Raw genomic sequence first — 19,196 nt, forward strand, 5'->3', positions numbered from 1 at the left:
GCCTGAGCCCGGGACGCAGCTTCAAGCTGAGCGAACACCACTGGTTCGACGCTCACGACGACACCGATGCCGACTTCCTTGTCGTATCGGTGAGCATCGACGCCAGGAACAACTTCGCTGACCGCGGCAGCGCGCCGGTATATACCAACAGTTTCAGCTGCATCCGCCGCAAGATCCCGTACCGCCCCCGGCGCCAGCACAGGAAGCCGCGCATGCCGGGCCCGCAGACGGCCACGGTGGTCGGTCCGAAGGGACAGGAAATCCATACCGATGCGTATGGCCGCATCAAGGTGCAGTTCCCCTGGGACCGCTATGGCCGGCATGACGAGCGCAGTTCGTGCTGGATCCGGGTCTCGCAGCCATGGGCCGGTGCCGGCTGGGGGACGGTTGCGATACCACGCATTGGTCAGGAAGTGATCATCGATTACCTCGAAGGCGATCCGGACCGACCGATCTGCACCGGACGGTTGTACAACAGCGCGCANCGGTGCCGGCTGGGGGACGGTTGCGATACCACGCATTGGTCAGGAAGTGATCATCGATTACCTCGAAGGCGATCCGGACCGACCGATCTGCACCGGACGGTTGTACAACAGCGCGCAGCCGCTGCCGTATGCATTGCCGGGCGCAGCGCACGTGATGGGCTTCAAAAGCCGCTCGACGCCGGGCGGGGGTGGGTACTGCGAGATGGTGATCCATGACAAAAAGGGTCAGGAGCTGATCAACATCCATTCGCAGAAGGACATGGTCACTACCGTGCAGCACACGCAGGCCACAGTGGTGAACGGGCCGCACCAGACCAATACGGTGACGAACGGCTTTCAGGTGACGAAGGTGAAGAAGCGCGTGGAGCTGGAGTCGCAGACGGAGTTCATACAGTTGAAGGCGGCGACGGAGATCGTGCTGGAGGTGGGGGCTAGCCGGATACGGATGGAGGCGAATGGGAAGATCACGATACAGGGGCTGCATGTGGACGTGATCGGGACCAGTCGGATTGATTTGAATACGAATGGGGCAACTCAGGCACAAAACAGTGCTGTGCCGAATCTCGCTCATGCTGCAGGCTTCGTTCCGCCCGACTCAGCATCAGGAATGGCCGGACTGATGCAGGGTTTGCGGGGCGAGACTTCGGTGATGGAGAAGTCATCTGCTGCGCAGACACTCGGCAAGCATATCCGTACAGGTGCGCAGATTGTCGAAGAAATGTACAGAGGGCCGGCTCGGGACTTCTGGGATGGCATCGAGAGCGGCAATCCGGCGGACATTGCCTTGGCGGCAACTGGGTTCCTACCGATGGGTGCAGTAGGAAAAGTGCCTAAGGCGGCAGGGAAGGTATTGGCTGGTAATGGGGATAAACTAGCGAAAGGGACAAATACAGCAGAACTCGCTAATACAGGCCTTTCAAATAGGCATTTGTTAGGCAGTCTGAGCATACCAAAGAAAACAGGTAATTCTTTATTCTTAGGCACTCGTGAAGAAGCGATGGTTGATCTGGCTGAGATTCGATCAGGTGCAGCAACTCGAAATGGTGAAACATTTACTACATCGTCTGCCAGAACGTGGGGTACACACAATAGTTCAGTACACCCTATTTCTGGACCGAGCGTTGTGAATGTCTCTTCCCAAGAATACAACATCTTAGTTCAAGCACAGAAGCAAGGTATTGGAAAAGCCATGCTTACGTTGGAAAAAATGGCCCAAAAAAATTTACTTTCTCCAGAGCAGACAGAACGCACCAAGACCATCATCGACATAATGAGGAGCAGAAAAGGTGGCTAATACACAATCACTGCAGATCTTCCTTAATCAAGGGAAGCCCGAGCAAGATCTACTGATCTTTCTTGGTTCACTACTTGGTTTTCTTGTTGAGTCTACTGACTGTGAAATTCCCAATGCCACGGGTTTTGTCCAAGTGACAGACTATATACAAGGTTTTAAACAAGGACTTCTCATAACTTGGCCTAGTACTGCTCAACTAAGCTTGGAGCCGGCAGAGATTGCAAGAAGCATAGCTACCAATCTAGATGTCTCGGTTCTTCTCGAATCTGAGTTGGATGAGAATGGTTGGATACTAGCGAGCCCAAGTGGTCAATTAAAAAAAACCACTGTGACATATCTAGATGATGGCATCGATCTCGCAAATTATTAGAGCGTGATTAGTATCGTTTTGATAGGAAAGTGAGAAAGGTGGGGAACCTGTCAAGCCTTCTGCGTAAGGCAAGGTCGGAAAATTTCACCTGCCTTGCTGGCAAGAGCCCACTTTTGAATGATGGCGTCGTTTAGCGAAGTACACAGTATCGGCATTAGAAACGCAGCATTCGCTCAGCCTTAGCGGCTTTGCAGCGGCGGCGAACCTGGCACGGTGGATGTGCCGGTTGACCCGATCGAACCCGGCACGACTGGCTGGGGCATGGGGGCCAGCGCACCTGGAGGCGGAGCCGGCGGTGCAACGTTCACCGAGCCAGCCTGCGCCGGGGGACTGACAACAACGGTCGGCGGCGCGTTGGTAACGGGGGCTTGGCCCGCGACGGGGGCAGCAGGATTTGTCGTTCCGGCCGGAGCCTGCTGCGGCGCAGGTGTGGCAAATGCCGGTTGCTGCGGTACAGGCGGTTGCGGTGCCGGCCGCTGGGCCGAAGGAGGCGCTGCCGGCGCGCCGGCGCCCTGTGGCAGGGTGGGCGGCGTGGCGGCCGGAACGTTGCCCGCTGCCTGAGGACGATTACCCATGCCGCGCCCGGCAGGGACTGCCGTCGGTGGCGTCGCCGGGCGTGCCGGCGCTGTGGAAGTGATGCCGGCATCGCGGCCGGTTTCCGGCAATTCCACCCGTTTGCTTGCCCCGTTCTCCGACAGGATCACATAGCCGGGATGCACTTCCTTGACGGTGACGCCGGGCAAGACCTCGCTGTTGACGCGAATGGCCTGCGGCGGCTTGCCGTCGGCGCTGATGATGGCCACGCTGTCGCGTGCGCTGCCGGAAAAGATCACGCCGCGCAACTGATAGTTGCTGGCTACCGCGACCGGGGCGGCGCGGCCGCCGAACAGCGCGGTGGCGGCTTCCGGCCGCACTTCCGGCGCCGCGGCGCGCGGGGGAGCGGCCACCGGCCGCAGCGGCGGTTTGAACATCTGCAGACCCCAGTATGCGAGCGAGGCGCACAGCAGGATGAACAGCACAAAACTGATGGCAAGCGGCAGGCGCTTCATCTCATTCCTTTTCTAGTTCTCGTTATCATTGTTGCGCACCTCCCTGCATTTCCGTTCCCGCATCAGCGCACCAGCTGGTTGATCTCGATGATCGGCATCAGCACCGCCAGCACGATCAGCAGCACCACCACGCCCATCACCAGGATCAGCGCGGGCTCCAGCAGGCCGGCGATGGTCAGCGCGCGTCGCTCCAGGTCCTGCTCCTGCGCATTGGATGCGCGTTCCAGCATGGCGGGCAATTCGCCGGTCACTTCGCCGGCGCGGATCATGTGGATCAGCATCGGCGGGAAATGCTTGTGCGCCGACAGCGCGCGCGCCAGGCCCACGCCTTCGCGCACGCTAGTAGTGGCTTCCTCGACCTGCTCGCGCATGGCCACGTTGGACAGCGTATCGCGGCTGGTCTGCAGCGCGCGCAGGATGGGCACGCCGGAACCGGTGGTGATGGCCAGCGTGCTGGCGAAGCGCGCCGTGTTGAGACTGCGCTCGAACTTGCCGTAGAGCGGCGCAGTGAGCAGCCAGCTGTGCCATCGGTACTTGATTGCGGGATTCTTCAGCGCGTTGCGCCATATCAGGAAGGCGCCCACCAGCAACAGCGCCACGATCCAGCCGTAACTGCGCACGAAGTCCGAAATGCCGAGCATGATCACGGTCAGCAGCGGCAGCTTCTGCTTGGTGTTGGCGAACACCGAAACGATCTGCGGCACGACATAGGCCAGCAGGAAGATCACGATCGCAAACGCGACCACGGTGACGATGGCCGGATAGGTGAAGGCCAGGCGCACCTTCTGCACCAGCGAGTTGCGGCGTTCGATATAGTCGGCCAGACGCGACAGCACGCGCGACAGCTGGCCGATCTGTTCGCCCGAGGCGACCAGCGCGCGGTAGATGTCGGCGAAGTCGCGTGGATGCTTGGACAGCGCATCCGACAGCGAGGAGCCGCCCATCACCTCGGCGCGGATGGAGGCGACCAGGTCGCGCACATAGGTGCGCTCGGCCTGTTCCAGCAATGCGGTGAATGCCTGCTCCAGCGGCAGGCTGGCTTCCAGCAGGCTGGCCAGCTGGCGCGTGAACAGGGCCAGCTCGGTCGTGGACAGCTTGTCGCCGAAGGCGCGGCTGCGTGCCTGGCCGAGCTCGTCGACCTGGGCGGCGATGGCGTCGACCACGATTGGCACCAGCCCCTGCGCGCGCAGGTCCGAACGCGCCGCGCGGGCGCTGTCGGCATTGACGACGCCCTTGCGGGTGGCGCCCGCGGCATCGACGGCTTCGTAGCGGAATGCGGGCATGGCCTCAGTCCTTGGTTACGCGCAGCAGCTCGGCCGGCGTGGTGGTGCCGTCGGCCAGCCACCGTTCGCCGTCCTCGCGCATGGTTTTCATGCCGTCGCGCTGGGCGATGGCGCGGATCTCGGCTTCCGACGCCTGGTCGTGGATCTGCTTGCGGATCTGGTCGGTGGTGGTCAGCAGTTCATAGACGCCGACCCGGCCCTGATAGCCGGTATTGCCGCACTTGTCGCAGCCGACCGCGTGCCATTGCTGGCCGTCGTGCCTGCGGCATACCGGGCACAGCTTGCGCACCAGGCGCTGCGCGACCACGCCGAGCAGCGAGGAAGACAGCAGGAAGGGTTCGATGCCCATGTCGAGCAGACGGGTCACCGCCGACGCCGAGTCGTTGGTGTGCAGCGTGGCCAGCACCAGGTGGCCGGTCAGCGAGGCCTGCACCGCAATCTGCGCGGTTTCGAGGTCGCGGATCTCGCCGATCATGATGATGTCCGGGTCCTGGCGCAGGATGGCGCGCAGGGCCTTGGCGAAGGTCATGTCGATGCGGGCGTTAACCTGGGTCTGGCCGACGCCGGGCAACTCGTATTCGATCGGGTCTTCCACCGTCAGGATGTTCGTGGCCGGCGCGTTGAGGCGGGTCAGCGCCGCGTACAGCGTGGTGGTTTTGCCGGAGCCGGTCGGACCGGTCACCAGCACGATGCCGTGCGGCTGGCTGATCAGGTGATCGAACTGCTGCATGACGTCCGGGCTCATGCCCAGATGGGTGAGATCCATGCGGCCGCCTTCCTTGTCGAGCAGACGCAGCACCGCGCGCTCTCCGTGCCCGGTGGGTAGCGTGGAGACCCGCACGTCGACCGGCTTGCCGCCGACGCGCAGCGTGATGCGGCCGTCCTGCGGCAGGCGCTTCTCGGCGATGTCGAGCTGGGCCATGATCTTGATGCGCGAGATCAGCGACGCATGGATCGCCTTCTTCGGCCGCACGATGTCGCGCAGCGCGCCGTCGACCCGGAAACGCACCACCGAGATCTGCTCGAAAGGCTCGATATGGATATCCGACGCCTCCTCGCGCAGCGCCTGCGTGAGCAGCGCATTGATCATGCGGATCACCGGCGCGTCGTCGGCCGACTCAAGCAAGTCCTCGATGGCCGGCATGTCGAGCATCAGCTTGGCCAGATCGAGGTCGGATTCGACTTCATCGACCACCTGCGCGGCATCGTTGCCGGAACCGGCATAGGCTTTCGCGATCGCCATTTCAAGGTCTTCGCGCGACAGCGATTTCAGCTTGACGCGGCCGAAGCGGCGGCTGACTTCGGCGATCGCCGAGGGCACGGTGGCATCCGATACCCAGACTTCGACGGCATTGCCGGCCGCTTCGCTGCGGCGCGCGAGCAGCGCATGGTCGCGGGCGAAGGCGTACGGGAGAAGACGGGCATCGGTGAGAACTGTAGTCATTACTGCATTCCTACTGTCTGTTTACTGTCTGTTGGTTGCGGGGGCGCCCTGCTGCGGACCGGACCCTGGCACCGGCGCCCCGGGCACCGGTCCCTGCGAAGGCGCGGGCGCCGGTTCGGGCGGCACGGGCGGCGCCTGGTTGGGCGACAGCGGCGGCGGGCTGTCGACGGTGCCGGCCGGGGTCTGCGCGCGCGGATCGACGTTGACCACGCCGCCGCCTACCGGACGGCCGTTCTGCAGCGGCGGCACGACCGGCGTGTTGACGTCGCGCAGCAGCAGAGGATGGGTTGACTGCGCATTGCCCTGGACGTTCCGTATGTAATCGTAGCGGTCCGCGGCAACATTGATGCTTTGCTCATTGGTGCGCAGGACCGTCGGCTTCAGGAAGACCATCAGGTTGGTCTTGCGGCCGGAGCGGTTGCGGTACTTGAACAGGTTGCCGACCACCGGCAGGTCGCCCAGTCCCGGCACCTGTTCGACGCCGTCGGTGACGCGGTCCTCGATCAGGCCGCCGAGCACGATGATCTGGCCGTCGTCGACCAGCACGTTGGTTTCGATCGAACGCTTGTTGGTGATGATGTCCGATGCATTGCTGGTCGGCTGGATGTTCGAGGTTTCCTGGTAGATTGCCATCTTGACCGTGCCGCCTTCGGACACCTGGGGACGCACACGCAGCGACAGGCCCACGTCCTTGCGTTCGATGGTCTGGAACGGATTGACGCCGGCGCTGCCGCCGGAGGCGGCTGTGGTGAACTGGCCGGTCACGAAAGGCACGTTCTGGCCGACGATGATGCGCGCTTCCTCGTTGTCGAGCGTGATCAGGTTGGGCATGGACAGGATGTTGGCATTGCCTTCGGACTCCAGCGCGCGCGCCAGCACGCCGAGCGTCAGCGAACCTCCGACTTGGCGGAAGATGCCGAGGTTCAGGCCGTTGCCTGGAGGCAGCGGCGTGCCTTCGGCGACCTGCGAGATGGCCTGGCTGATCAGGTTGTTGCCGCCGCCCTGCGTGGTGAAGCCGGTGGCTCCGCCGACGCGGTAGCTGCTGGTTGCGTCTCCCGACAGGCCGGCCCACTGGATACCGAGTTCGGCGGCGCGGTCGGCGCTGACTTCGACGATCAGGGTTTCGACATAGATCTGCGCGCGGCGCGCATCAAGCTGGTCGATCACCGTGCGAAGGTTGCGGTAGACCGCTTCGCTGGCGGTGATGATCAGCGCATTGGTGGCGGGATCGGCCTGGATGAAGCCGCCGGCGCCACCTGTCGGCAAGGGGCTTGCCGATTGCGTGTTCTGGTTCAGCGCGCCCTGGCCAAGCTGCGCCTGCGAGCCGGGGGAGACTTGCTGCGGCTGCTGCGGCTGTTGCGGCTGCTGCTGGGTGCCGAGGCTTGCCTGCGAATTCGGGTCGGACGCGACCACCGCGCGCAGCGTCTGCGCCAGCCGCACCGCGTCGGCGTTGCGCAGGTAGACCACGTGCACGTTGCCGGGCTGCGAAGTCTGCTGGTCGAGCTTGGCGATCAGCGATTTGGCCAGGTTGGCGCGCGCCACCGAGGGCGCGCGGACGATCAGCGAATTGGTGCGGGTATCGGCGAGCACGGAAACGCGGCCGGCATCGCCGCCGGCGGCCGGACCCGTCTGCTCCAGCAGCCGGTTGACCATCATCGCCACATCGGTGGCGACCGCGTTGCGCACCGGGACCACGTCGAGGTCGCCCACGGCCGGCGAATCCAGCGCGGCAATAATGCGCGAGAGACGCTTGAGATTGTCGGCATAGTCGGTAATGACGATGCTGTTGTTGCCGGGATTGACGTTGATGGTGTTGTTGGGGGAAATCAGCGGACGCAGTACCTGCACCAGGTTGGCGGCGGACTCGTAGTTCAGACGGAAGATCTGCGTCGCGATCTGGTCGCCGCGCACGTCGCCGGTGGTCTGGATCGGGCCGGCCTGCAGCTTCGCATCGGCTTCCGGCACCACCTTGGTGACATCACCGCTGCGCACCATCGCGAAGCCTTGCAGCCGCAGCGAGGAGGCCAGCATCTGCAGCGCCTGCTGCTTGGACACCGGCTTTTCCGACACCAGGTTGATGGTGCCCCTGACGCGCGGGTCGATGATGAAGGTGGTGCGGGTGTAGTGGCCGATGGCCTTGACGACCGACTCGATCTCGGCACCGACGAAGTTGAGGGTCGCCTGGTTGGAGCTCGGGTCCTGCGCATTGACGTTCGGCATGCCGGCCATGGCACACATCAGCAATGCGGCCGCGCTGACGCGGCGCCATGGCGCGGTCAAGCCCGCCGCGCTCTTTTTGGTCGTCCGTTGGAATGTTTCTGCTGATCGATTTTTTTTCATTTGAACTCTAGCGCGATAACATCTTTGCCGTTTTCTCGTCGGCGTTGTCCCAGCAAATTCAAGAGATTTGCCAGCCGTTCTTCCTGCCCTTCTTCTGCTTCGGCCTTGCCGGAAAACCGCAGTCTTCCGTTGGCCAGAGAACCTGTGCCGCTCAGCAGCAGCGGACCGCTTGTGCTTGTCAGGACCAGCTGGGCCTGCTGGCCGCGCCAGTCCATTATCAGTTGGTAAGCTCCCAGCGGTTTGATCGGAGACAGACGCGAGGCGATGTCTTCCATCTGCAGCGTCGTCGTGCCGCTGACCTCGACCGCATTGCCCTTGCGCGTGACCTGCAGCGGCGTCCAGCTCAGCAGCATGCGGCCAGCGGGCTGGATGGTATTGAGCGGCGCACCCAGGCCGGCAAGCCGCTCGGCCGGAAGCCGCATGCCGCCCGGGGACACCTGCCACTGGTTCCAGCTGCCGGTGATCCGCAACGGCTGGTTCAGCGCCTCCCGGTTCTCCAATGCAATATCCACCTGGCCCAGCATCACCAGCGGCGACAGGCGCCAGGAAAACCGCCCTGGCAGCAGCGGCGTCACCGGGTCGGAGCGGCTGGGCGCGCCGCCGATGAAGCCCGAGCCGTTCCACAGCGTGCCCTGGGCATCGCCCAGCGTCAGCCTGCCGTTGGTCTGCTTTTCCAGCAGCAAGCTCATCCACGATGCAGGACAGAATACGATGATAGTCAGCGCTACGCTGACGATCGCCGCCAGTAACCATATCACGAGGCGTCGCACTTTTATTGTTTCTCCCCTGCTTTGCTCATAACGCCTTTCATCATGTCCTTCATTGTGCCCTCATTGCGCCTTTTGCTGGCGCAGCGAAAGCGTCGCATTCACCGTATCGGGCTGTGCCTGCGCTTCCACCACCGCATCGACCACGCTGACCCGGGAGGTGCGCTGCAGGTCCGCCAGCCACTCCACCGTGCTGGCGAAGGATACGCCGGCAAGCTGCACGCGGGCGAGTTCGCCGGTCAGGCTCAGGCTCTGTGCCTTCAATCCCTTTTCCGACAGCGAGGCTTCGAGGCGCTCGCGCGTGATCGGCGGAGGCGGCGGTGTATTGGCATTCGCATTGGCGCCAGCGGCAATCCCGGAGCTGGCGGCTTCCTTGGCCAGCGCCTGGACCTCGGCCGCCTGCTGCCGCAGCGCCGGCAGCCGCCGCTCCAGCGCCTGGCGGCCGCTGAGCGCGGGATCGATGAGCAGCACATACAGCAGGCCGAGCACCACCACGGCGGCGGCCACGCTGAGCATGTTGCGCTCGCGCTTGTTGCGCGCCGCCCAGAAAGTCGAAAAGGATTGCTTCAGGCCGCTTGCGCGGCTGGTATTGCTGGTGCGGCTGGTGGTAGTGGCTGCATTCATTTTCCGCTCCTGATCTGCCATACGCTGCCGGACTGGGTTGCCGACAGGTTGCGCGACGACAGCGCGCTGGTGAGCTGGTCGGCCGGCACGTTGGCGTCGGGCTTGAATTTCACAGTCAGGCTGCGGTCGCGATATTCGACGCCGGCAATCGCATTGCCGCCCTGTCCGAGGCCGCTCCAGGCTTCGCCGAAACTGGCCGCGAGCGCAACGAAATCGTCCGGCGCAAGCTGCCCATTCTGCTGCTGCCCGCCTGCCAGCTTTTGCCGCAGCTGCACCAGCGGATCGACCACCACCGTCTCCTTCGGGAACGCGGATTTGTAGGTCTGCACCATGCCGGCCTGCAGGACTTCGGCTTCGCGCTTCATGCTCAGCCAGTCGACATTCAGGCCGATCAGGTTGACCAGCAGCAGCAGCATGGCCAGCGCGACCGGCCAGCGCCAGCGCGACCAGTCGAATTTCGGTCCGGAGGCGGTACCCAGGCCGCTCATCAGATCGATGGGCGTCTTGGCCGCGGCGCCGATCCAGCGCTGCCAGTTGTCGGCATGCAGCGTGATGCGCTCGTTCAGCGCGGGCGCGATGTGCAGGGAATCCTGATAGTCGCGCACCCTTGCCTGCGGCACATACAGGGTGATCGGCGCCTGCGGCACCACCATCGCCAGCGATTGCATCACTTCGAACGCGGACGATTCAGGCTGGTCGGGCACGATGGACAGGCCCAGTCCTTCATGCTCCGACAGCCGCACCGCCACATCGACGTCGCCGCCGTGTTCGGCGACGGCGGCGCTGACCGCATCGGCCTGCACCGGCAGGCACAGCTGCGCCGGGACCGCCGCCAAGCTGCGCGCGCCGAGCGTGGTCAGCGTGCGCGCCAGCAGTTCCAGCCAGGAGCGCTGCACCACCGCCACGGTGCGTGTTTCATTGCGCGTGCCGTCGGCGACCACCACGCATTCCGCCGGATCGCTCATCAGCTGGTCTTCCACCAGGTTGGGCAGCGCGGCCTTCAGGCGCGCCGCCGACAGCGGCGGCACCTTCACCCGCAGCAGCGTGACGTCGCCGGGCGCCAGCAGCAGCACGACGCGCTGCGCCTTGCGTACCAGTTCATTCATGTCGGGCAGGGCCGCCATGCCCTCGCGTTCCAGCGCGCCGTTATTGGTCGCCGATGCATATTCGCAGTACAGCGGCATGCCCGGCTGCAGGTTTTCCGCGAAGGCATGCGACGGCAGGCGTATGTAAAGGATGCTCAATGTTCTGCTCTTTCTTTTTAGAATTCGCGAATCCAGATGACTTGGGACCTGCTCTGTGAACCCAGCTCCCTTTTTATCAATGCCTGCATCTGCATGCCGGCACGATTGAGACGGACCTTCCCGTTGATCAAGAAGTAGTTTGTCTTGACATTCGCAACCGGGCCGATCGGCTTCGACCCCACCACGGCTTGCAACGCTGAATTATTGATGCTATCAAATGATTTGTTTCTACGCGCCATGACGATTGCCCTGGCGTCCGAAATGGAAATTCCTTCAACGACTGCATAGATGACTTCTTCGGAGGCAGTGTTGATATTAATCGTGCTCGCAACGGAGTCTTCGATCACGATCACATAAGGCCTCAGCTTTTCCAAAATCTCGGGTGTGAAGCCCGGCACAGCGAGCAGATCATCGACATGCAGCAGGCTAAGCGCCTGTGCCGGCGCTGTTGTTTGCACTCCACCTGTTCCGCCCGTGCCACCTGTTCCACCTGTTCCACCTGTTCCACCTGTTCCACTACTGCCTGTGCCTCCCGTGCCGCCGACACCACCCGTGGCGGCCGAAGCTGCTGCGCGGACAGACAGCAGATAGTTGGCGGTGGCCTGCGCCAGTGAGGAATTGAGCTGGAGCGCACTGAGCAGTCTGCCGAAGGCCAGCACCTTCTTGGAATCCGGTGCATTGTTCGCGCCGCAGCAGATGCCCGCCAGGTTGAAGCGGCCCTGCGCATCTTCTATCCCGCCCGACAATACCGCATCCGGAACGTCGGAACCCGAGCGCCCGTTTTCCACGTAATCATCAAGCCGCGTGTCGGCCAGCGGCACTGCCCAAGGCTCATCCAGACCATCCGAATTCGGCGTACGGTCCGCCATCAGGATCAGCCTTGCATAATCGATTGCACCGCGCAGGATCCACTGCTTCTGCAATTGCAGCCGCTGATTCTCGATCGAGCGCACCTGCACCTGCTGCTGCCAGAACAGACTGGCCACGATGGTGATGGCCAGCGTGGTCAGCAGCAGCGCGGTGACGACGGCGACGCCACGCTGGCGGGAAAGCACGGGCACCTTCATACCACCCCCACCAGAAAGACCTTGACCAGGCCGGCGGCGCGGTCGCGCAACTGCAGCGTCACTTCAAGGCCAGTCGGATCGGTAGCCCTGAGAGCCGGATTCTGCGCACCATTTGGAAGCGTGGGCGGCGGCGGTGTACCTGCCATCGAGGCAGCGTTCTCGACCGCCGCGCGCCATCCCTGGTTGTCGGGGATGAAGATGCGCACCGGCATCGCCACCACATCCGTCGTCAGAGGGACAACTGCCGAGTTGTCGGTGTCGGCCAGCATCGCCCGCCATGCCGCATCGAGCTCCACCAGGTTGCGCGTGGCCAGCGACTCGCGCCGGCTCAGCAGGCCGTCTCGGATGCGGTAGGCAATCACCTGCACACGGGTCGGCTGATTCTCGGCATACACGTTGCGCACCAGCGTCACCCTGCCTGCCTGGGCCGACAGCACCGAACGGTTGCCGATATTTTTCTTGTCCGCGATATGGTCCAGGTCGCTCTGCATCTGCGCAAACGCCAGCTGCATGCCGCGTGTCTGGTCCAGATCCGCGTTAAGCGAGATGCGAGCGCGCACGATGCTGTCCAGGCCTCGCCACCCAAGCACGGCGACGACGGCCAGCACCATGACCGCGACCAGCAGTTCGATGAGCGTGAATCCGCGCTGGGTCTTCATCGTGCCCTCTGCGGGTCGGGCACGATCTGCGCCAGCTTGATCAGTCGGCGCTGCGACTCGCCGCCGTCGTAGACGCTGACTTCGACGCGCCGGAAAAACGGGTTCGGCGTGGTCAGCACCTCCTCTTCGCAGATCAACTTCAAATCGCCCTGAGAGCATTCGAAGCTGCGCTTGCCGATGGCCGGATACTCGCGCGCGAGGCGGATCTGGCCCAGGCGGTTCTCGGCCGACCAGGTGGCCATCATCGCCGCGCGCAGGCCGCTGCTGTTTTGCGTGAGGCTGCCGACGGCGCGCAGGCTGGCGCCGAGCGCGGTGCCGACGATGACCAGCGCCACCAGCACCTCGAGCAGGGTGAATCCTCGTGACTTCAATGGAAGACGGACGGTGCGCATCTCATTCCACCGTGAAGTGACCGACGCCGTCGGCGCGGATCGCGACGCTGGAGTTACCCATCGCCAGCGTCAGCAGAAAAGGCCGGTCAACCGGCTCACGGCCGAACACGATGCGCAGCGGACCGTTGTCCGCCGACACCGCCGGCACGATCGACAGCGCAACCGGGGCGCGGCTGAATTCACGTTCGCGCAGCAGGTCGTCTTCGCCCAGCAGCTGCCACTGGTTTTCCTCGCGGATGAGAAAGCGGTAGCGGCTGTTGTCGGCCTCAAAGGCAATCGGGCGGTTGCGCACGATGGCTTCGTCGCGCGCCAGCTGCAGCAGCAGCGCGATGCGCTGGGCCTCGTTCTGCAAGGCCTGCCGCTCGCCGGGCATGGCATTGAAGGCCACCACGCCCATCAGCAGCGCAGCGATGATCAGCACCACCAGCAGTTCGAGCAGGGTAAAGCCGCGTGCGGCACGCAGGCGCGCACGCAAGTTCGGAGTCGGCAAGGAATGAATCAGAGGTCCCACGAACCGACGTCTGCATCATTGCCGGAACCGCCGGCCTGGCCGTCGGCGCCGAAGGAAAAGACGTCGATCTCGCCTTTCACGCCGGGAGACAGGAACTGGTAAGGATTGCCCCAGGGATCGTTGGGCAGCTTGTCGATGTAGCCGCCGCTCTTCCAGCCATTGGCCGCGGGGCCGCTGGTCGGCTTGCTGATCAGGGCCTGCAATCCTTGTTCGGTCGAGGGATAGCGCTGGTTGTCGAGCTTGTAGAGCTTGAGGGCCGACATCAGGGTGGCGATGTCCTGGCGCGCAGCGGTGATGCGCGCATCATCGGCGCGGCCCATCAACTTGGGCACCACCAGTGCGGCGAGGATGCCCATGATGACCACGACCACCATGATTTCGATCAGGGTAAAGCCGCGGCTGACGGCGCGCGACAGGGTACGACGCGAAGCGAAGGAATGGGTGTTTTGCATAAAGTAGATCTAAGTGAAGGACGAACAAACCACTAGTATATGACGGAAGCATGCCAACTCCCGATGACCGCCGTATTACCGCCATGCATCATCAGTGTTTCGCCGCGCGCTTTCTTATATGAAATATTGCACGCAATTCAATTGATGATATCGGCATAGTATGTGACCAATTGCCGGCGAGAACCTTGACAAGTCGAAAACCTTGTTCATTATCATGCCGGCACGGAAGTCCGCGCCCGACTTGTATACCGAAGCACAGAAGGCGGCACATTGCCTGTGTCGCGTGCACTGTGACTTGAGTTTTCTCAATTAGTTTGCGCTACGGGCATATTGATACAAAAAAACTTGAAGGTTGATTCTTTCTGGAAATCACCTTCCGATTCAGAGCGGCTACAGGCGACGATGCCGCGCAGCATGTAGTACCCCGCGATTACCAATGTTTTCCCGCCAAGGCCAACAATGACTGTTCATGTCCTCATCAACATTCATTCAAGGAGACCATCATGGCCGCGAAAACCATTCTGATGCCGGTCGGCGACTTCGGCGAAGATTATGAAATCATGGTGCCTTTCCAGGCGCTGCTTGCAGTCGGCCACCAGGTCCATGCCGTCTGCCCCGGCAAGAAGGCGGGCGATTTCATTACCACCGCCATTCACGATTTCGAAGGCCACCAGACGTATTCCGAGAAGCCCGGCCACCGCTTCATCCTGACGCACGACTTCGACGCAATTCATCCCCAGGATTATGATGCGCTGCTGATCCCGGGCGGACGGGCACCCGAATACCTTCGGCTCAATCCCGCGCTGCTGGAAAGCGTGCGGCATTTCGCCAAGGCCAACAAGCCGATCGCAGCCATCTGCCATGGCGCCCAGATCCTTGCCGCCGCCGGCGTGCTGGAAGGCAAGCGCTGTTCCGCCTATCCGGCCTGCCGCCCGGAAGTGGAGCTCGGCGGCGGGCAATATGCGGAGATCGACGTGACCGCCGCCGTGACCGACGGCAACCTCGTCACCGCACCCGCCTGGCCGGCCCATCCGGCATGGATTGCGCAATTCCTGAAAGTGCTGGGGACGCAGATCGTGCTATAAGAATGGCTGCGCGGAGCCGATGTGCGTGCACCACGGCTCCGCTCTTCTTTCATGAGGAGCCATCATGTGCGAAATCTTCGTCAAGGCCGATCCCCATCTCTATGAGTGCCGCGCGCGCTCGATCCGGCTGCATGGCGCCGTCACATCGATCAAACTGGAAAACCTGTTCTGGAACGCGCTCGATGAAATCGCCGCTCGCGACGGTTTGGCGACGACGCGGCTGATCGCCAAGCTCTACGACGAACTGGTGGCCTATCGCGGCGAGATCGACAATTTCACATCCTTCCTGCGCGTCTGCTGCCTGCGCTACATGTCACTGATGGCCGAGGGCGGCATATCTAAGGACAAGACCCTTCCCCTGCATGGCATCCGAATGGACGGGCCGCAGCCCGGTGCCGGACTCTTGACATCCAATAACGGAACAAACCGGGCGCTGATGCAGTCTCGATAACATCGAGAACCATGCTGCATAAGGAGAATGCCCATGTCACTGCACCACGCCACGCCCGGTGAGCTGATCGACATCCGCCCGCTCGGAGACAAGCTGGTCGACTCCGCATCGTTAGCGCTGGTGCGAACGGATGACTTCGAAGTGATGCGGCTCGTGCTGCCCCAGGGCAAGTCGATTCCCGAGCATCGGATCGAAGGCGAGCTGACGCTGCAATGCCTGGAAGGCACCGTGGAGGTGGAGACGCTGGGGCAGTGCCGGCAACTGCGGGCCGGTCAGATGATTTACCTGCAGGGAAATACGCCGTATGCACTGGCGGCGCCGGAGAATGCTTCGGTGCTGATGACCATGCTGCGCAAGGGGACGGACAGCAAGGCGGATTGACGCAGCTGAGGCAAGCAAGCGATGCAATCAACCGGCGCAATCAAAGGTGTGCACCGTGAAAAGAGGTGCATGCAAGCGGCGTGATCATTGAAGCGCCGCCTGCATGTCGAAGGCGGTTTTCGCGCTGATCCGTTTGTCGACCGTTTATCGAGCCGCCATGTCGCGCGCCGACTCGCTGGTCCAGGAACCACCTCCTCGACTTCGACTAGGCCGGTCATGACGAAACCGCTCCGGATGTGAAGTCGCGGATAGCTTGCCTACGCCGCCTCGTCGCGCGGATCGCGCGCCAGCAGCCGGTGCACCATCTCCTTCGGCGAATCGCCCTCGAACAACACCGCTGCCACCGCCTGCGTGATCGGCATGTCGATGCCATGCTCGGCGGCCAGCTGCCGCACCGCCTGGGCACAGCGCACGCCTTCGGCGACATGGCCCAGTTCCGCGACGATGGTCTGAAGGCTCTTTCCTTCGGCAAGCCCGAGGCCGACCTTGCGGTTGCGAGAGAGATCGCCGGTGCAGGTCAGTATCAGATCGCCGACGCCGGCCAGGCCCATGAAGGTTTCCGGACGGCCGCCAAGGGCGATGCCGAGCCGGCTGATCTCGGCCAGCCCGCGCGTGATCAGCGCCGCACGCGCATTGAGGCCAAGGCCGAGGCCGTCGATGACGCCGGTCGCGATGGCAAGAATGTTCTTGACCGCGCCGCCGACTTCGACGCCGGCCAGGTCATCGGTGGAGTACACGCGGATCGAGCGGCCGTGCACCGCATTGACCACGGTGTCACGCAGCGCCGCCGAGTGCGAGGCGATCGTGAGCGCGCACGGCATGCCGCGCGCCACTTCCTGTGCAAACGAGGGTCCCGACAGGGCGCCGTACGGCACGTCGCCGCCAAGCACTTCGTGCACGACTTGGTGCGGCAGCAGCCGCGTGCTTTCCTCGAAACCCTTGCACAGCCAGACCAGGTTGGGTATGCCGTGTCCCGGCTGCCGAAGCTGCAGAATTCGCTGTGCAAGCGGCCGCAGGCCGGCAACCGAAGAAGCAACGATCAGCAGGCCATCCGGCGCGCCGGTGCCTGCATGCGCGACGGCGCGCGCAAAATCGGCACTGATATCAAGGGCCGGAGGCAGACCGAACCCCGGCAGGTAGGCACTGTTCTCGCGCGCCGCGGCGGCTTCCTGCATGGCCGCCTCGTCACGCCCCCACAGCAGCACGCGATGCCGGTCCGCCAGTGCGATCGCCAGCGCGGTACCCCAGGCTCCTGCGCCAAGTATGGTGATGTTCATATTGTTGTTGTGCTCGAAGAGTCGCAGGCTACACAGCCTGCACAGGCCCGGGCGCCGTCCGGGATCAGCCGCCCCAGACTTCGGCAGCCTTGACGAAGCCGCTTTGCCCGTCGCGATGGCGGACTTTCAGCCACCCGGCAGGAGCCGTTTCCAGCAGTTCGAGCAGCACGCCCTTGTCGGCGGTGAAAGTCACCGGCGCGGCATCGGCGGCGCTTTCGCGGACGCGGGTGCCGCCGGTCTTGACCAGGACATTGCGTCTTACCACGAGCATCTTGGCCTCGACCCACGACAGGTCGCCGGCGGAATCGCGCACCTTGACCCATTCGCCGTAGGTCAGCACCACTTCGACCGGCATGCCGCGCGGCGCGACGAAGACCTTGCGTCCTTTCAGGGACGGCGCATCGTAAAGAATGGCCGGCGCGGGGCCGATGGATTTGTATTCGATGGCTTGTGCGGCGGCTGTCGCACACAGCAAGGCAGCGCACGACAGGAACAGACGCGCAGATTTCATCATGACCTCCCTGGTCTATTCATGATCTCATGGGTGGCGGGAAAGCGGGAAAGCGGGAAAGCCGGCTAGCCGACCGCTCCCTATCCACCCGGTTCGCCCTGTTGCGACTTACTGGCGCGCGGCGGTGCCGTCGGGCATGACCAGCCCGGAGCCCTGCGGCAACTGCTGTTGCTGCTGCTCCGCCAGCGCCTGCAGACGCTGCTGGTAGAAGGCCTCGAAATTGATTTCGGCCAGGTGCACCGGGGGGAAGCCGGCGCGGGTGATCATGTCGGCGATATTGGCGCGCAGGTACGGATAAATGATGTTCGGGCAGCCGATGCCGAGCAGCGGGTCGAGCTGTTCCGGCGGAATGTTGGCGGCTTCGAAAATGCCGGCCTGCTTGCCTTCGACCAGGAAAGCCACCCGGTCCTTGATCTTGGCGGTGACGGTGATGGTGACGGTCGACTCGTAGATGGTTTCGGCAAGCGCCTCGGCGCCGACATCGACGGCGACTTCGATGCTCGGCGCTTCCTGTTCCAGGAAGATGGCCGGCGAATTCGGCTGCTCGAGCGACAGGTCCTTCAGATAGACGCGCTGGATCTGGAATACGGGCTGTTGGTTTTGATCGGACATGGGCTGCTTTCGTCAGGTAGGAAGAGTAGGAAGAAAATTAGGAAGAAAAGGGACGGCGAACCTGCCGTCCCTTCCTTGATAAGCAAACAAGCTTGAATTGCTGCGGATGATGCCGTATCAGGCAGCGGCAAGCAACTGGTCGAGCTTGCCCGCGTGTTCGAGCGCGCTCAGGTCGTCGAAACCGCCGACATGGGTGTCGCCGATATAGATCTGCGGCACGGTGCGCCGTCCGGTCTTCTGCATCATTTCCGCGCGGCGCTCGGGGTCGAGGTCGACGCGGATCTTTTCGATGTTGGAAATGCCCTTCTTTTTCAGCAGGTTCTCCGCCATTACGCAAAATGGGCAGACGCCGGTGCTGTACATTAGGACAGGTGCATGCTGGTTCACTTGTTCGGTCATAGTCATTGCTCCATCACTTGGCAATCGGCAGGCCTTGCGCCTGCCAGGCCGCAACGCCGCCGTCCAGGCTGACGGCTTCGGCAAATCCGGCCTTCTTCAGCTGGGCGGCGGCCTTGGCCGATTGCACGCCCGACTGGCAGACGGCAATCACGGCCTTGGATTTGCTCTTGTCGAGTTCGCCTACGCGGTTCGACAATTCCTTGAGCGGGATGTTCTTGGCATCACGCAGATGCCCGGCGGCATACGCGGCCGGATCGCGCACGTCGACGATCACCGCCTTGCCTTGGTTGATCATCTGCGTCGCCTGCAGGGTGCTTACCCTGGTGCCGCGACGCTGCAGGTTTGGCCATAACAGGGCTCCGCCGGAAATGAGGGCGATGCCGATCAGCCAAATGTTGTCAATCAGAAATTTCACGCTACTCCTGGGTTCAATGGTTTTAAGCAATCCCAACATTATAAAATAGAAGCCGAATTAGGATTTCAAATCGCAGCATCCCAC

General features: G+C 62.9%; 22 protein-coding genes and 1 pseudogene. 6 read left to right on the forward strand and 17 right to left on the reverse strand.

What is annotated here, in order from left to right:
* Positions 1-26 precede the first annotated feature (26 nt).
* The 3 genes and pseudogenes from tssI to RY831_RS25870 all read left to right on the forward strand — a co-directional run.
* A pseudogene (tssI, locus tag RY831_RS25860) lies at positions 27-428 on the forward strand (type VI secretion system tip protein TssI/VgrG); the annotation flags it as partial.
* A 211-nt stretch (positions 429-639) separates the two neighbouring features.
* A complete protein-coding gene (locus tag RY831_RS25865; RefSeq protein WP_437126329.1) occupies positions 640-1,779 on the forward strand; it encodes a bacteriophage T4 gp5 trimerization domain-containing protein in 1,140 nt (379 codons plus the stop codon).
* Complete coding sequence (locus RY831_RS25870; protein WP_326509263.1) at positions 1,772-2,149, forward strand: hypothetical protein; 378 nt, start codon at positions 1,772-1,774, stop codon at positions 2,147-2,149. The genes RY831_RS25865 and RY831_RS25870 overlap by 8 nt, the downstream gene beginning before the upstream one ends.
* 179 nt (positions 2,150-2,328) lie before the next feature.
* Here the strand turns inward: RY831_RS25870 and RY831_RS25875 are convergent, their stop codons facing one another.
* From RY831_RS25875 to gspG, 12 genes are all read right to left on the reverse strand, one after another.
* Complete coding sequence (locus RY831_RS25875) at positions 2,329-3,198, reverse strand: type II secretion system protein N (RefSeq protein ID WP_326509264.1); 870 nt, start codon at positions 3,196-3,198, stop codon at positions 2,329-2,331.
* Between the two features lie 62 nt (positions 3,199-3,260).
* Positions 3,261-4,481 carry a type II secretion system inner membrane protein GspF gene (gene gspF, locus RY831_RS25880; protein WP_326509265.1) on the reverse strand — a complete coding sequence of 407 codons (1,221 nt, stop codon included), beginning with the start codon at positions 4,479-4,481 and terminating at the stop codon, positions 3,261-3,263.
* 4 nt (positions 4,482-4,485) lie between these two features.
* Positions 4,486-5,925: a type II secretion system ATPase GspE gene (gene gspE / locus RY831_RS25885; RefSeq protein WP_326509266.1), complete on the reverse strand. Its 1,440-nt coding sequence runs from the start codon at positions 5,923-5,925 to the stop codon at positions 4,486-4,488.
* Positions 5,926-5,946: 21 nt separating this feature from the next.
* Positions 5,947-8,205: a type II secretion system secretin GspD gene (gspD, locus tag RY831_RS25890; protein WP_326509267.1), complete on the reverse strand. Its 2,259-nt coding sequence runs from the start codon at positions 8,203-8,205 to the stop codon at positions 5,947-5,949.
* A gap of 56 nt (positions 8,206-8,261) precedes the next feature.
* Positions 8,262-9,035 (reverse strand): type II secretion system protein N, encoded by a 774-nt coding sequence (locus tag RY831_RS25895; RefSeq protein WP_326509268.1) that lies wholly within the window; start codon positions 9,033-9,035, stop codon positions 8,262-8,264.
* A 60-nt stretch (positions 9,036-9,095) separates the two neighbouring features.
* Positions 9,096-9,656, reverse strand: a complete 561-nt coding sequence (locus RY831_RS25900) for a type II secretion system protein M (RefSeq protein ID WP_326509269.1) — start codon at positions 9,654-9,656, stop codon at positions 9,096-9,098.
* On the reverse strand, positions 9,653-10,900 hold the full coding sequence (gspL, locus tag RY831_RS25905; RefSeq protein WP_326509270.1) for a type II secretion system protein GspL: 1,248 nt from the start codon (positions 10,898-10,900) through the stop codon (positions 9,653-9,655). The genes RY831_RS25900 and gspL overlap by 4 nt, the downstream gene beginning before the upstream one ends.
* A 17-nt stretch (positions 10,901-10,917) precedes the next feature.
* Entirely contained in the window at positions 10,918-11,967 is a 1,050-nt protein-coding gene (gene gspK, locus RY831_RS25910; protein WP_326509271.1) for a type II secretion system minor pseudopilin GspK, read from the reverse strand.
* A complete protein-coding gene (locus RY831_RS25915) occupies positions 11,964-12,626 on the reverse strand; it encodes a PulJ/GspJ family protein (RefSeq protein WP_326509272.1) in 663 nt (220 codons plus the stop codon). Before RY831_RS25915 ends, gspK begins: the two co-directional genes overlap by 4 nt.
* A complete protein-coding gene (gene gspI / locus RY831_RS25920) occupies positions 12,623-13,018 on the reverse strand; it encodes a type II secretion system minor pseudopilin GspI (protein WP_326509273.1) in 396 nt (131 codons plus the stop codon). Before gspI ends, RY831_RS25915 begins: the two co-directional genes overlap by 4 nt.
* A 1-nt stretch (position 13,019) precedes the next feature.
* Entirely contained in the window at positions 13,020-13,508 is a 489-nt protein-coding gene (locus RY831_RS25925; protein ID WP_326509274.1) for a GspH/FimT family pseudopilin, read from the reverse strand.
* Between the two features lie 8 nt (positions 13,509-13,516).
* On the reverse strand, positions 13,517-13,981 hold the full coding sequence (gspG, locus tag RY831_RS25930) for a type II secretion system major pseudopilin GspG (RefSeq protein ID WP_326509275.1): 465 nt from the start codon (positions 13,979-13,981) through the stop codon (positions 13,517-13,519).
* Positions 13,982-14,484: 503 nt separating this feature from the next.
* On the opposite strand from gspG, the gene RY831_RS25935 reads away from it, so the two are divergent.
* The 3 genes from RY831_RS25935 (at position 14,485) to RY831_RS25945 (ending at position 15,898) form a co-directional block, all read left to right on the forward strand.
* Positions 14,485-15,066: a DJ-1/PfpI family protein gene (locus tag RY831_RS25935; RefSeq protein ID WP_326509276.1), complete on the forward strand. Its 582-nt coding sequence runs from the start codon at positions 14,485-14,487 to the stop codon at positions 15,064-15,066.
* 64 nt (positions 15,067-15,130) lie between these two features.
* Positions 15,131-15,517, forward strand: coding sequence for a ribbon-helix-helix domain-containing protein (locus tag RY831_RS25940; protein ID WP_326509277.1), 387 nt, complete (start codon positions 15,131-15,133; stop codon positions 15,515-15,517).
* A gap of 33 nt (positions 15,518-15,550) precedes the next feature.
* Entirely contained in the window at positions 15,551-15,898 is a 348-nt protein-coding gene (locus RY831_RS25945) for a cupin domain-containing protein (protein ID WP_326509278.1), read from the forward strand.
* 257 nt (positions 15,899-16,155) lie between these two features.
* Here RY831_RS25945 and RY831_RS25950 read toward each other — a convergent pair whose 3' ends face one another.
* The 5 genes from RY831_RS25950 to RY831_RS25970 all read right to left on the reverse strand — a co-directional run bounded on the left by RY831_RS25950 (position 16,156) and on the right by RY831_RS25970 (position 19,112).
* Positions 16,156-17,175 (reverse strand): NAD(P)H-dependent glycerol-3-phosphate dehydrogenase, encoded by a 1,020-nt coding sequence (locus RY831_RS25950; RefSeq protein WP_326509279.1) that lies wholly within the window; start codon positions 17,173-17,175, stop codon positions 16,156-16,158.
* Between the two features lie 64 nt (positions 17,176-17,239).
* Positions 17,240-17,686, reverse strand: coding sequence for an SH3 domain-containing protein (locus tag RY831_RS25955; protein ID WP_326509324.1), 447 nt, complete (start codon positions 17,684-17,686; stop codon positions 17,240-17,242).
* Between the two features lie 108 nt (positions 17,687-17,794).
* Positions 17,795-18,298, reverse strand: coding sequence for a protein-export chaperone SecB (secB, locus tag RY831_RS25960; protein WP_326509280.1), 504 nt, complete (start codon positions 18,296-18,298; stop codon positions 17,795-17,797).
* 117 nt (positions 18,299-18,415) lie between these two features.
* Positions 18,416-18,697: a glutaredoxin 3 gene (grxC, locus tag RY831_RS25965; protein WP_326509281.1), complete on the reverse strand. Its 282-nt coding sequence runs from the start codon at positions 18,695-18,697 to the stop codon at positions 18,416-18,418.
* A 13-nt stretch (positions 18,698-18,710) separates the two neighbouring features.
* Positions 18,711-19,112: a rhodanese-like domain-containing protein gene (locus RY831_RS25970; RefSeq protein ID WP_326509282.1), complete on the reverse strand. Its 402-nt coding sequence runs from the start codon at positions 19,110-19,112 to the stop codon at positions 18,711-18,713.
* Between the last annotated feature and the right edge of the window lie 84 nt (positions 19,113-19,196).

Source organism: Noviherbaspirillum album (assembly GCF_035916955.1).
Classification (GTDB): domain Bacteria; phylum Pseudomonadota; class Gammaproteobacteria; order Burkholderiales; family Burkholderiaceae_D; genus Noviherbaspirillum; species Noviherbaspirillum album.

Coding starts and splice junctions, on each gene's coding strand:
- RY831_RS25865 (WP_437126329.1), top strand. CDS start 640: ATGGGCTTCAAAAGCCGCTCGACGCCGGGCGGGGGTGGGTACTGCGAG.
- RY831_RS25875 (WP_326509264.1), bottom strand. CDS start 3,198: ATGAAGCGCCTGCCGCTTGCCATCAGTTTTGTGCTGTTCATCCTGCTG.
- gspF (WP_326509265.1), bottom strand. CDS start 4,481: ATGCCCGCATTCCGCTACGAAGCCGTCGATGCCGCGGGCGCCACCCGC.
- gspE (WP_326509266.1), bottom strand. CDS start 5,925: ATGACTACAGTTCTCACCGATGCCCGTCTTCTCCCGTACGCCTTCGCC.
- RY831_RS25900 (WP_326509269.1), bottom strand. CDS start 9,656: ATGAATGCAGCCACTACCACCAGCCGCACCAGCAATACCAGCCGCGCA.
- gspK (WP_326509271.1), bottom strand. CDS start 11,967: ATGAAGGTGCCCGTGCTTTCCCGCCAGCGTGGCGTCGCCGTCGTCACC.
- RY831_RS25915 (WP_326509272.1), bottom strand. CDS start 12,626: ATGAAGACCCAGCGCGGATTCACGCTCATCGAACTGCTGGTCGCGGTC.
- gspI (WP_326509273.1), bottom strand. CDS start 13,018: ATGCGCACCGTCCGTCTTCCATTGAAGTCACGAGGATTCACCCTGCTC.
- gspG (WP_326509275.1), bottom strand. CDS start 13,981: ATGCAAAACACCCATTCCTTCGCTTCGCGTCGTACCCTGTCGCGCGCC.
- RY831_RS25935 (WP_326509276.1), top strand. CDS start 14,485: ATGGCCGCGAAAACCATTCTGATGCCGGTCGGCGACTTCGGCGAAGAT.
- RY831_RS25940 (WP_326509277.1), top strand. CDS start 15,131: ATGTGCGAAATCTTCGTCAAGGCCGATCCCCATCTCTATGAGTGCCGC.
- RY831_RS25945 (WP_326509278.1), top strand. CDS start 15,551: ATGTCACTGCACCACGCCACGCCCGGTGAGCTGATCGACATCCGCCCG.
- RY831_RS25950 (WP_326509279.1), bottom strand. CDS start 17,175: ATGAACATCACCATACTTGGCGCAGGAGCCTGGGGTACCGCGCTGGCG.
- RY831_RS25955 (WP_326509324.1), bottom strand. CDS start 17,686: ATGAAATCTGCGCGTCTGTTCCTGTCGTGCGCTGCCTTGCTGTGTGCG.
- secB (WP_326509280.1), bottom strand. CDS start 18,298: ATGTCCGATCAAAACCAACAGCCCGTATTCCAGATCCAGCGCGTCTAT.
- grxC (WP_326509281.1), bottom strand. CDS start 18,697: ATGACCGAACAAGTGAACCAGCATGCACCTGTCCTAATGTACAGCACC.